10 protein-coding genes are annotated in these 12,987 nt (G+C 32.1%); 7 read left to right on the top strand and 3 right to left on the bottom strand.

What is annotated here, in order from left to right; genetic code table 11:
- Positions 1 to 184 precede the first annotated feature (184 nt).
- A complete protein-coding gene (locus ACEN2I_RS12180; protein ID WP_441766372.1) occupies positions 185 to 904 on the bottom strand; it encodes a DUF4369 domain-containing protein in 720 nt (239 codons plus the stop codon).
- A gap of 180 nt (positions 905 to 1,084) precedes the next feature.
- Here ACEN2I_RS12180 and ACEN2I_RS12175 point away from each other — a divergent pair, with 180 nt between their 5' ends.
- From ACEN2I_RS12175 to ACEN2I_RS12155, 5 genes are all read left to right on the top strand, one after another.
- On the top strand, positions 1,085 to 1,981 hold the full coding sequence (locus tag ACEN2I_RS12175; RefSeq protein ID WP_441766371.1) for an EamA family transporter: 897 nt from the start codon (positions 1,085 to 1,087) through the stop codon (positions 1,979 to 1,981).
- Positions 1,982 to 2,062: 81 nt separating this feature from the next.
- Complete coding sequence (locus ACEN2I_RS12170) at positions 2,063 to 2,419, top strand: DoxX family protein (protein WP_441766370.1); 357 nt, start codon at positions 2,063 to 2,065, stop codon at positions 2,417 to 2,419.
- Between the two features lie 29 nt (positions 2,420 to 2,448).
- Entirely contained in the window at positions 2,449 to 3,153 is a 705-nt protein-coding gene (aqpZ, locus tag ACEN2I_RS12165; RefSeq protein WP_441766369.1) for an aquaporin Z, read from the top strand.
- A 321-nt stretch (positions 3,154 to 3,474) separates the two neighbouring features.
- Positions 3,475 to 3,753 carry a DUF2805 domain-containing protein gene (locus ACEN2I_RS12160; protein WP_007803893.1) on the top strand — a complete coding sequence of 93 codons (279 nt, stop codon included), beginning with the start codon at positions 3,475 to 3,477 and terminating at the stop codon, positions 3,751 to 3,753.
- Positions 3,754 to 3,853: 100 nt separating this feature from the next.
- The gene (locus ACEN2I_RS12155; protein WP_441766368.1) at positions 3,854 to 5,707 is read left to right on the top strand and encodes a M61 family metallopeptidase; all 1,854 of its coding nucleotides are present in this window, start codon (positions 3,854 to 3,856) and stop codon (positions 5,705 to 5,707) included.
- Positions 5,708 to 5,782: 75 nt separating this feature from the next.
- Here ACEN2I_RS12155 and ACEN2I_RS12150 read toward each other — a convergent pair whose 3' ends face one another.
- Entirely contained in the window at positions 5,783 to 8,194 is a 2,412-nt protein-coding gene (locus tag ACEN2I_RS12150) for a prolyl oligopeptidase family serine peptidase (protein WP_441766367.1), read from the bottom strand.
- Between the two features lie 264 nt (positions 8,195 to 8,458).
- Between ACEN2I_RS12150 and ACEN2I_RS12145 the strand changes: the two genes are divergently transcribed.
- Together ACEN2I_RS12145 and ACEN2I_RS12140 are read left to right on the top strand one after the other, a co-directional pair.
- Positions 8,459 to 9,466 carry a 3-oxoacyl-ACP synthase III family protein gene (locus ACEN2I_RS12145; RefSeq protein ID WP_441766366.1) on the top strand — a complete coding sequence of 336 codons (1,008 nt, stop codon included), beginning with the start codon at positions 8,459 to 8,461 and terminating at the stop codon, positions 9,464 to 9,466.
- Between the two features lie 89 nt (positions 9,467 to 9,555).
- Complete coding sequence (locus ACEN2I_RS12140; protein ID WP_441766365.1) at positions 9,556 to 10,227, top strand: copper homeostasis protein CutC; 672 nt, start codon at positions 9,556 to 9,558, stop codon at positions 10,225 to 10,227.
- Between the two features lie 99 nt (positions 10,228 to 10,326).
- On the opposite strand, the gene ACEN2I_RS12135 is transcribed toward ACEN2I_RS12140, so the two are convergent.
- Positions 10,327 to 12,741, bottom strand: a complete 2,415-nt coding sequence (locus ACEN2I_RS12135; RefSeq protein ID WP_441766364.1) for a TonB-dependent receptor domain-containing protein — start codon at positions 12,739 to 12,741, stop codon at positions 10,327 to 10,329.
- Positions 12,742 to 12,987: the final 246 nt, after the last annotated feature.

Raw genomic sequence — 12,987 nt, 5'->3', positions numbered from 1 at the left:
TGTAATGGTAACACAACTGTTTTTGGTGCAGTCTTTCTAGGTTCGAGTCCTAGTAGACCAACATAAAAGCCTCTCAATTGAGAGGCTTTTTTATTTATATTGATTTTAAAAACCGTTTTCTAAAATAGATTACATCTAAAAGGCCTGAAAATTTTCAGGCCTTTTGCTTAATTAAAGTTTCAAATTATTTATTTTCTTCTTTTTTAATATCGTTTACATACTTGGTAAGTTTTTTACCATATAATGAATTTGCCACTTTAGGAGTCATGGATTTTTGAATTGTATCCAGAAATTTAATATTAATGTCGTAAATCTCTGCTAAGGCAATATATGGTGCTATTTCGTGGTCTTTGTTGTTAATTGCAAAGTTGGTTGCGAATAAATATTTCCGTTTGATGTTTGAATCACCTTTTACTATAATACTGTCAATCGCTTTTTGATCTTTTCTTTTTAAAGCTTTGAATTTTGCTTCAATTAAAGAGAGGCTTTCATCTTTAAAACGGGAGTTTACTTTTTGATATTCTTCATATAACTCATGGTTTTTTGAACCTGTAATTTTTGCTTCATTTATAAAGTTATCAAGATTTGTATCAATATTTATGTTTCCAGGCTCAGCAAAAAACATAATATTATTGTCTAATGAATTGGTAACGCCACGATCCAAGAATAAATAAAGCATTTCAGGAGATTCTAATTTAATAGTGCTTTCGAAGGCTGAATTACCATCAATTTTGATACTGTCTACAGCTGTAAGGATAGTGTCATTGTATTTTTGAATATACAAAGTTCCTTCTTTTAATCCTTTTATGTTTCCAGTAATATGTAAACTGTCAGTTGATTCTTTTTTGTCACATGAGACAGTTAATAAGGCAATTGCAATAAATGCAATAATTAATTTTTTCATTGGGTTTTAGATTTTGCTGCAAAATAAAGAAATTTTTTAAATCAAGGAGATTGAAGGTTTAATTTTTCAGAAATAAATATAATAGATCCAAAAAAGTCAAATTTCACCTTTTCCAATTTTTAACAATCAGCTAAAAACTAAGTACTATCTTTGCAGGCTAATTTTTTTAAATAAAACAAAATGTCACAAAAACATGTACTGAAGGGTGTTTTTCTGGTTGCTTTAGGTGCTACAAGTTACGGTATGCTTGCGACTTTTGTAAAAATGGCTTACACGGAAGGTTTTACTACTGCCGAAGTTACAACTGCCCAATTTATATTAGGTATTTCAGGAGTTTTGTTGATTAATGCTTTTCAAAAAGCAAAACATAAAGAAAATGTCGTAAAAGCAACTTCTAAAAATATTTTTAATTTAATGCTGGCCGGAACTTCGCTGGGAATGACTAGTTTATTTTATTATTTGGCTGTAAAATATATTCCTGTTTCTATTGGTATTGTTCTCCTTATGCAAACTGTCTGGATGGGCGTTTTGCTCGAAATGGTTTTAGAAAAGAAATTGCCATCACTTCAAAAAATAATTGCTGTTTTTATCGTTCTTGTCGGAACGGTATTGGCAACTAATATTCTTAAAAACGATATTGCATTAGATTGGAGAGGAATTGTCTGGGGTATCCTTGCTGCTGCATCATTTACAACAACTATGTTTACAGCAAATCGTGTTGCTGTCGAAATTTCTTCCGCACAACGAAGTTTATATATGCTATTAGGTGGTGCTGTTATTGTTTTTTTGTTTGCATTAGTTACACAAAATTCACCTTTTAATTTTTCAATTTTCATGAAATGGGGTATTGTACTTTCTCTTTTTGGAACTATAATTCCTCCAATGCTTATGAATGCTGGTTTTCCGTTAACCGGAATTGGTTTAGGAAGTATTGTTTCGGCACTTGAACTGCCTGTTTCAGTGATGATGGCATTTTTTTTATTAAATGAAAAAGTAATTTTTTTACAATGGATTGGAATTGTGCTGATTATTTTAGCTATCATTATTATGAATATTAATTTCAAGAAGAAGTATTGATTTTATTTATTTGTAAAAAAAATCATACTTCGAAGTAAAAGTGTTTTAAATTTATTAAATTCGTACTAAACTCTGATTATCATGAATTTACCATGGCATTTGTACTTAATGGCTTTGCTTTATATTGCTGCAGGAATTAATCATTTCAGATCTCCGGGGATGTATCTTAAAATCATTCCTCCTTATTTTTCAAACCCCAAATTATTAAATATTTTAAGCGGAACTGCCGAAATAATTTTAGGCTTTCTCCTGATACTGCCTGTTTTGAGTCATTTTGCTGCATGGGGAATTATAGCTTTGCTGATTGCAGTGTTTCCGGCAAATCTTTTCATGTATCAAAACAAAAAAGCAGGTTTTGGTTTACCAAAATGGATTTTATTGCTACGTATGCCTTTACAGCTGTTGTTGATTTTATGGGCATACCAATATACCTTTTAACTATTAACCATTATTTAAAATTATTTATTATGAAAAAATTATTTGCAGAGTTTTTCGGAACGTATTGGCTTGTATTTGGGGGGTGTGGAAGTGCTCTTTTTGCAGCAGGAGTCCCGGAATTAGGAATTGGATTTGCAGGTGTTTCATTAGCATTTGGTTTGACGGTATTGACAATGGCGTATGCAGTTGGACATATTTCGGGAGGGCATTTTAATCCGGCAGTATCTATTGGATTATGGGCTGGCGGTAGGTTTTCGGTAAAAGATTTGATTCCGTATATCATTGCACAATGTATTGGCGCACTTGCTGCAGCCGGAACTTTGTTTATTATCTGGTCAGGAAAAGCAGGAAATGCAATAGATAATACTAAAGCCGGAGCTTTTGCATCTAATGGTTTTGGAGCATTTTCTCCGGATGGTTATTCTATGTCATCAGCTTTTATAGCTGAATTTGTACTTACTTTATTCTTCTTATTAGTGATATTAGGTGCGACTGATAAATTTGCAAACGGAAGATTTGCTGGTATTGCTATCGGATTAGCTTTGACATTAATTCACCTAATTAGCATTCCAATTACAAATACTTCTGTAAACCCTGCAAGATCATTGTCTCAGGCAATTTTTGCAGGAGGAGAGCCCTTGTCTCAGGTTTGGTTATTTTGGGCGGCACCAATATTAGGTGCGATCGTGGCAGGATTTGTTTATAAAACGTTACTGCAAGATCATGCAGCGTAATAATAATTTTAGCCTTTAAAATTAGAAGGGAAAATCAGATTTTGAATTGGTTTTCTCTTTTTCTTTAATCAGATTATCAAAACTTTTGAAAAATTACATTCTAAATACACTAAAAATACATATATAGTATAAGAATAAATGATAAATTGAAAAATTAAAAAATTTTTCTATGAAAATTCACATCCTTAAAAAAAATACTAAAATCAATAAAAAAAAATTACTCTATCTGATCAACTAATTATTTTTTTTATTAATATTGATACTTAAATTGAAAATCAATCTATTAATCATTAACCTCTATTTTGAATTAATTTTCACGTGATGAAAAAGAGTAACCGCAAAGAGTTAAATTGGGAACAAACTGAAAAACTTGTTTCGTTGGCATTAGAAGAAAGAAATCCATTTGAAATTATAAAAAAAGAATTTGGATTGTCAGAAAAAGAAGTTCTGGAAATAATGAAAAAGAAAATGCCTCTTGAAAAATTTGAGATGTGGAAAAAGAAGGCAATCGCAAATAAACCAAAACCAAAACCAGTTAAAATAGACGATTTTGATGAAGATTTGGACGGAAAATATTATATAAAAAATAAATTAGACTAACAAAAAACTCCTGAATTGCAGGAGTTTTTTTTATTTATATCTTTACTGTAACAGTTTTGCATTTTGTAAGACTTATATAAAAAATTAAACTTTTAAATAAATGAAAAAAATAATTTGCACATTAGCTCTTGCGGTTACACTTTTTAGCTGTAAAACAGGGACATCAAGTGCTGCGAAAAATAATGTAGCGGTCAATATTAACCTTACTGATGTAAAAGATGATAAAGTTTTGGTAACAGTTACAGCACCGGAAATAAAAACGGATGAAGTAATTTACAGTATACCTAAAACTGTTCCGGGAACTTATTCTACAGATAATTACGGAAAATATTCAGATAGTTTTAAGGCTTTCGATGTAAAAGGAAATGCTTTAACAGTAAAAAGGATTGATGATAATTCCTGGTCGATTTCAGATGCGAAAAAATTAAAAACAATTACCTATTTGGTTGGAGATACTTTTGATACCGAAAAAGGAACCGGTTTTGGTAATGATGATGTGTTTTCGCCAGCGGGAACAAACATTAATGCAGGAATCAACTTTATGGTTAACACACATGGTTTTGTGGGATATTTTCAGGATAAATTAGATATTCCTTATAAAGTTACAATTACACATCCCGATACACTTTGGGGAGCAACTTCAATGACAGATGAAGATGCCAGTAAAACAAGTGATGTTTTTACAACTCCTCGTTATGCTGTTTTGGTTGAGAATCCAATTATGTATTCTAAACCTGATTATACTACATTCAACGTTAACGGAATGGATATTTTGATCGCTGTTTATTCCCCAACGGGAAAATTTACTGCTGAAAGCATTACTCCAGAAATGAAAACAATGATGACGGCCCAAAAAAACTTTTTAGGAAAAGTAAACGCTACTAAAAAATATACTGTTTTGGTGTATTTGTCAAGTATGGCAAAAGATGATGCACATGGTTTTGGAGCTTTAGAACATCCAACAGCTACTACAGTTGTTTTACCGGAATCTATGCCCAAAGAAAAATTGGTTGAAACTATGAAAGATGTAGTTTCCCACGAATTTTTCCACATTGTAACGCCATTAACGATTCATTCAAAAGAAATTCAATACTTCGATTATAATGCTCCAAAGATGTCTGAACATTTATGGATGTACGAAGGAGTTACGGAATATTTTGCCAATCTTTTTCAGATTAATCAGGGGCTGATTGATGAATCCGAATTTTATACCCGTATTGCTGATAAAATTGAGCAAGCAAAAGGTTTAAATGATACGATGTCGTTTACAGTAATGAGTAAAAATGTTTTGGAACAGCCATATAAAGATCAATATTTAAATGTATATCAAAAAGGAGCTTTAATAGGGATGTGTATTGATATTATCATTAGAGAAAAAAGTAATGGTGAACGAGGAATTCTTGATTTGATGCATAAATTGTCTGAAGAATATGGTGTTGAAAAACCATTTAATGATAATGAACTTTTTGATAAAATCACAAAATTGACATACCCTGAAGTTGGTGAGTTTTTAAAAACCTATGTTGCGGGAACAACTCCAATTCCGTATGATCAATATTTAGCAAAAGTAGGAGTAACAAAAGCATCTGAGAAAAAAGCTGGTTCGGTTTTCATAAAGGGACAAGTTCCGTACATAGGAGTAGATCAACAAACCAAACAAATAAGTGTACGTCCGGATATTGAGCTAAATCCATTTTTTACTAATTTAAATCTTAAACCTGGAGATGTTATTTTGTCTATAAATACAAAAGCATATTCTTTGGAGAATATTTATGACTTAATTGGTGAGAGTGAAAACTGGAAAGAAAATGATCCGATTACGGTTCAGATAAAACGTGGTGGTGCTGATCAAACTATAAAAGGAACTGTAAAATTGCCATATGAAGAAAGTGAAACCTTTAAAGCTACTGACCCTTCAAAAGAAAAGCTTAAAAATGCCTGGTTAAAAGGTTAAGGAAAATTATAAATAAAACCCCTAAATTGCTTAGCTTTTTAGGGGTTTTTTATGGTTTTGAAAACGAAATGTAAATTACTTTTTTAAATATTTTTCTAAGAATTGATCTTGTTCCCAAAGTAAATGCAAAATATTTTCTTTAGCTGCGTATCCGTGGACTTCTTTAGGTAAAAGAACCATTCTAACAGGAGCTCCTAAACCATTTAGAGCCTGGTAGTAACGCTCCGTTTGTAGTGTAAAAGTACCGGGATTGTTATCAGCTTCACCGTGAACCAGTAATAATGGTGTTTTCATTTTTTCAGCATTCATAAAAGGTGACATTGTGTTGTAAACTTCAGGGACTTCCCAATAGTTACGTTGTTCTCTTTGAAAACCAAAAGGAGTTAATGTTCTGTTGTAAGCACCGCTTCGAGCAATTCCACAAGCAAAAAGATTACAATGTGTTAATAAATTTGCAGTCATAAAAGCGCCATAAGAATGTCCGCCAATAGCTACTTTTTTTCTGTCAATATAGCCTAAAGCATCTACGGCATCAATTGCAGCTTCAGCATTTGCTACCAATTGCGGTATAAATGTGTCGTTTGGTTCTGTTGTTCCTTCTCCAATAATTGGGAAAGCAGCATCATCTAAAACAACATATCCTTTGGTTACCCAATATACAAATGAGCCATAATACGGGAAAGTAAATTCATTTGGATTTTGAGTTACTTGACCTGCTGAATTTTTGTCCTTATATTCTGCTGGATAAGCCCAGATTAATAAAGGCATTTTTTCTTTTTTAACTTTATCATAACCTACAGGTAAATACAAAGTACCAGATAATTCAACACCATCTTTACGTTTGTATTTAATAACTTCTTTGTAAACATTTTTAATGCTTTCAAATGGATTTTTAAAATCTGTAATTTGAGTTAATTTGTTCTTTTGTTTTATGTTTCTAAAGTAATAATTTGGGTAATCATTTTTAGATTGAATTTGAACTAACACGTCACCTTTTTTGAAATCTTCAATCGATAATAAATCTTCTTTTTTATCGGTATATGTTGAAGTATACAAACGGTTTGTTTTTAATGTTTTTAAACTAAATTCATCAATAAAAGGGAATTGACCATTTTTAGTAAATCCATCACCGATAAGAAACAAATTGTTATTTTCAATCGCTAAGACTTTTTTGCCATATTGATTTTTAAAGGTTTCAAAGTTTCCCGGATCTGAATAATTATCTTGAGAGTTTCTGTCAGAAATTACTTTTGGATTTGGATTGTTTGTAGATGGATTAATTAAATAAGTTTTAGTATTTCGAGTATCGTACCAACTATCATATACAATAGCAGTATTTTCATCTCCCCAAATTAATCCTGCAAAACGTTGTTGCGTTTTTACTAAAGATGTTGGAGCATTATCAAATGGAGCGTCCCAAAGAAAAACCTCATCTCTGAATTCTGCTTTAACACCTTGGTCACCTCCGTCAAGTGCTTCAGTATAAGCTAATGTAGCAGGCTTGTCGTTTCTCCAACGCATACTTCTTTTTCCAGTTCTTACAGATGAAAAACCTTTGGGCATAACTTCGTTTAAAGGAACTTCGTTTACCACTTTAATTTCTTTTCCACTCAAATCATAAACAACTGTTTTTTGAGGAAAACGATTTAAAGGGACAATGTATGAAAATGGTTTTTGAATAGTTGTGATCAACAAATAATTTCCATCTGATGAAAAATCTTCACCCGCATACATATCTGCTCCTTTATATAGGGTAGCATTTCCGTTTAAATTTACTTTATATAACTCAGCAGTAATAAAGTTCTCAAAGTTAGTTTCATCATTTTTGTTTTTCAACAAATCAGGATAAGTTCTATTTTGAGATTTCTTGCCATCAGAGTTAGAAACAATTGGACCAGTAGGTAAATCTTTTTTAGCATCTAACATTGCGGGTCTGTTAGCAGGAATCATTTTCACTAAAATAGACTCATTGTCATTATACCAACTAAAAGGATTTCCAAGATTTGCATTTACTTTGGCTTCGGTTAATTTGCTGGCTTTTGCAGTTACAACATCGACAACCCATAATTCAACCCCGGCATTTGTAGTATGCGAAAAAGCAATTTTCTTTTCATTTGGTGACCAGGATAAATTGCTTATTCTTGGTTCTGCAGGCAATCCTGAAACCTGAATTTCATTTTTGTCTTTTAGCTTTCTTAGTTTGATGTTGTTAATGTAAGTGACAGAACTTGAGATGTTTGTTGTTGGGTTGATTCTTAAACCCGCTAAACGAAGCTCATCCTGATTCAATTCATCTAAACTTTTATAAGTGTTTCTATAAGACAAGAGCATATACTCTTTTTTAGTATCCATTGACACTGAAGGGGCTCTATCAAAATCAGCTAACTCAAGGATAGATTTAGAAGGTTTTTGATAGGTAAGGTTTTCTTGTGCAAAAGCAGCAAAGCCAATGCTTAAAAATAGAAGCAGGGTAACTTTTAATTTCATAATTTCAAATGTTGTGTTTATAAAGCAAGTATGTCTTTTGATTAGACTAAAGTATTGTAATCTTGTTACATTTTTTTAGTTTTTGTCTCATTTTTTTGATTTATTAAACAAAATTAATTTTTTAAAAAGCAGACAATGAATATAATAATATTTTTTAAAGCCTATTGAATTGTTAATTGCGAAAAAAAGAGTAATTTGTATACTAATGTTTTAAACTATACTTAAATTTGCAGTTCATTTTTTTAACAAATAATAAAAAAGAATATGTATCATTCAAAAATAGCGGGCTTAGGATATTATGTTCCTTCAAATGTTGTGACAAATGATGATTTGTCTAAGATTATTGATACCAATGATGAGTGGATTCAGGAACGAACCGGAATTCAGGAACGAAGACATATTATCCGTGGAGAAGATACAACAACTTCAATGGGAGTAAAAGCAGCTAAAATAGCTATTGAACGTTCAGGCATAGCCAAAGAAGATATTGATTTTGTGGTTTTTGCTACATTAAGTCCTGATTATTATTTTCCTGGACCAGGAGTTTTAGTTCAGCGTGATTTAGGTTTAAGAACTGTTGGAGCATTGGATGTTAGAAATCAATGTTCAGGTTTTGTGTATGCGATTTCTGTTGCAGATCAATATATTAAAACCGGAATGTATAAAAACATTTTGGTAATTGGTTCAGAAGTACATTCTACAGGACTAGATATGACAACTCGAGGACGTGGTGTTTCCGTAATTTTTGGAGACGGAGCAGGAGCGGCAGTCTTAAGTCGGGAAGAAGATTTGACAAAAGGAATTTTATCAACGCATTTACATTCAGAAGGGCAGCATGCCGAAGAATTGGCTTTGCAGGCGCCAGGAATGGGAGCGCGTTGGGTAACGGATATTATTGCAGATAATGATCCTAATGATGAAAGTTATTATCCATACATGAATGGCCAATTTGTGTTTAAAAATGCAGTAGTTCGTTTTGCCGAAGTTATCAATGAAGGTTTGGAAGCAAATGGTTTACAAGTATCTGATATTGATATGCTGATTCCGCATCAGGCTAATTTGAGGATTTCACAATTCATTCAGAATAAATTCAAATTATCAGACGATCAGGTTCATAATAATATTCAGAAATACGGAAATACAACGGCAGCCTCTATTCCGATCGCTTTGACCGAAGCTTGGGAACAAGGCAAAATCAAATCAGGGGATACAGTTGTTTTAGCAGCCTTCGGAAGCGGATTTACCTGGGCAAGTGCTATTATCAAATGGTAATTTAGCTTAAAGATATTTGTAAAGCCTGTTTCGTTTTGAAACAGGTTTTTTTTATATTTGGTTTTTGTTCTATTTGAATTAAAGATACAATGAAAAAAAATCAATTAGAAATAGCATGTTTCAACTACGAGTCAGCCATAATTGCTCAGGAAAACGGAGCAGATCGAATCGAATTGTGTGAAAATATGCAACTTGGCGGTACAACACCTAATTATGTTTTAGCGGTAAGGGTTCGCGAAAAACTTTCCATAAAAATGCATGTTATCATTAGACCGAGAGGTGGAGATTTTCTTTACACTGATGAAGAAATTATTGAAATGAAACAAGATCTTAAACAGTTTAAAAAATTAGGAGTTGATGGTTTTGTTTTTGGAATTTTAAATGAAGACGGCAGCATAAATATAAAGAAAAATCAGGAACTAGTCAGTTTGGCTCAGCCACTTTCGTGTACTTTTCATCGTGCTTTTGATGTGGTTAAAAATGTTGAGCAATCTTTAGAAGATGTTATAGATTGTGGTTTTAAAACCATTTTAACTTCTGGACAGGAATTAAATGTTGAAGAAGGTGTTTTTAATCTGCAGAAAATTCAAAAATTAGCCAATAACAGAATTGAAATTATGCCTGGCGGAGGATTACGATCTTCAAATATTAAATTATTACAGGAACAATTAGAACCTACTTTTTATCATTCATCAGCGATTACGGATGATACAGAATCTGCTAACCCCGAAGAAGTAAAAGAAATTCGAAATTTTTTATAAAGATTGAATAAATAAAAAAAGGCCTGAAGCTGGCAAACTTCAGGCCTTTTTCTCTACAAGTGCTAATTAAATATGAAAGTTGATCAATAAAAATGGCAACTAGAACATTCCGCCACCACCTTTATTAGTATTGTCTTCTCTTTGTTTACGTTGCAATTTTTTAATTTTTCCACCTCCAAAATTGTAAGTTAAACCTAAATAAACAGTTTGACTTTCCCATGTAAACTGACCTGATTGCGGATAAGGATATTGAGTATCAAAAGCATATTTCATAGTGTTGAAAATATCATTAAAACGTAAGCTTAAATTCATTTTGTTATCTAATAAAGTATAGCGTGAACCAATATCCATTTTATACATTTCTTTTCTTTCCTGCTGTATATCTTCAACGGAACTTCTGTAAAATCCAAACAATAAAAAGCTTAAACGTTTTGTAGCCTTAAAGTTCGAATTCATACGGCCATTGAATGCAGCAACTGTAACAGTTCTGTCCTCTGCACTGTTTTTTGGGTTTTGTGTTTCATCATACACAAAAACAACTCCCTGCTGGTTAATGCTTGAAAAGTCGATAGATGGCTGGATATCCCACCATTTTGTGATTTTGTAATTAAGAGAAACTTCAAATCCATAAGCGGTATTATGATCATAATTGGTAAAAGTCAAAACTTGTTTATTACCACTTAAATCTGATTCATCCGGTTTTATAACTCTGCTGATTTGGTCATTTATGCTTCTGATAAAAACACCTGTTGTAAAACTTCCTTTTTCTAACGTTTTGGTATAATTTAGTTCTACAGAATTGGTAAACTGAGGTTTTAATTCAGGATTTCCAAATGAGGTTACCAATGGGGTAGAAAATTCGCGAATAGGTTTTGTCTGCTCTAAACTAGGGCGGTCAACACGGCGGCTATAGCTCAGTTGTAAAGTGTTTTTCTCGTTCACATTATAAGTTAAATAGGCTGATGGGTACAATGTAATATAATCATCATCAAATTTTTCGAAACCATGGTTAAAATTAGCAGCTACCTTATAACCCTCAAAACGAGCTCCTATCTGATAACTTAATTTGGTAAATTTTTGACCAAAAGTTACATAAGCTGAATAAATATCGGTATCATAAGTATAATTAGAAACCGCAAATGGAGCAAGCGGGTTACTTGTATTGTAATTGTTCTCTGACCTGGTTATTCTGGCTTCTGCACCTGCTTCAAGAGTAGTTTTTTCGTTTAACGGATTTACATAATCAATATTTAAAGTGCTTAGTTTTCGTTCATCATTTATGAAATCATTATAAAAAATGCTGTTGGATGTATGATCAGTTTTTATGGTTTGAGTATCAAAAGAGGCATTCTGAGTTTCTTCTGTCTTGCTATAATTTCCTTCAAAATCCAGTGTATGGCCTTCTTTTTTAAAGATATGTTTATAGGCTAAATTATAAGTTCCGGTTTGGTTTGGTCCTTGATATCTTGATTTTTGATAGATGTTACTGATTTCTTCAGGTGAATTAAGGTAGTCAATGTCAGTATTTACAAAACCAAGTCCTGTTGCTTTATTTTGAGTCGTATAAAACGACAAAGTATTATGGTCGTTAATTAAATAATCCATACCAACTTTGTACAAATAGGAATCGTCTTCATTGGAAATGTCTAAATTTTGAGTAATACTTTTATCAGTTTTTGTGATAAATCCGTCGTTAAAGTGAGTTCCAAAATTATTACCTGCATTTCCAAAGAAATTTACTTTTCCGGTTTTGTAATTCAAATCCAAAGACTGATTGTATTTTGCAGTTTGTCCAAAGGTAATTCCCCCGCTATAAGTTCCGTTAAAACCGGTATTAGCATTTTTGTGTAAAACAATATTGATAATTCCCGACATGCCTTCAGGATTGTATTTTGCACTCGGATTTGTAATCAACTCAATTTTTTTAATAGATGTTGACGGAATTTGTTTTAGCAATTGCGCCGGATCAAGGTTTGTTGGTCTTCCATCAATTAATATACGCACATTTTCGTTTCCACGAAGAGAAAGTTTTCCGTCCTGATCTACGTTTACAGATGGTATATTATTCATGATGTCAGATGCCGAAGCTTCTGCAGTTGTCAGATCCTTACCAACATTAATTACTTTACGATCAATTTTTTGTTCAATTGTAGAACGTTCGGCGACAATGTTAACGCCTTTAAGCTGTGTTGCTTCTTCTTCCAGAGAAACATTTACGGTTGCAGATTTTTTATTGTCGCTTAAAATTACAGAACCAATATATTTTCTAAACCCAATGTACTGAATTTCGATTGTGTAGCTTTTAAGAGCCAGATTTTTAATAGTAAAATCTCCGTTGTCATCTGTGTTTACTCCGGATACTACTTTTCCGTTGTCTTTAATCGAAACGGTTGCATAAGAAATGGGCGTATTATTCGATTTTTCAATAATTTTCCCGTATATCGTTCCCGTGTTCTGGGCTTGAGCTGTCGCAATTACACCCAGTAATGCGAACAGAAAAAATTTTAATTTCATAATTTGTTGATTGATTATTTGATTTGATTGATGATTGTATTGAAATTTGTTAATAAGACTTTTTTATTAACGATTTGTTACAAGAATTTAATAAGAAAATTTTAAAATTTTCTTACATCCTCTGTTCTGCAAGAGATTAGTGTTTTGATTTTTCGATAATTTTAACAATTATAAACAGTCTGCTCATGAGTATTTCTAATTGTTGTTTGATATTTATTATGTTTTTCGTTTTCTGTAATTGATGAA

It is taken from the genome of Flavobacterium sp. W22_SRS_FK3 (assembly GCF_052113665.1).
GTDB lineage: Bacteria > Bacteroidota > Bacteroidia > Flavobacteriales > Flavobacteriaceae > Flavobacterium.
This window is presented reverse-complemented; position numbering and strand designations above follow the sequence as displayed.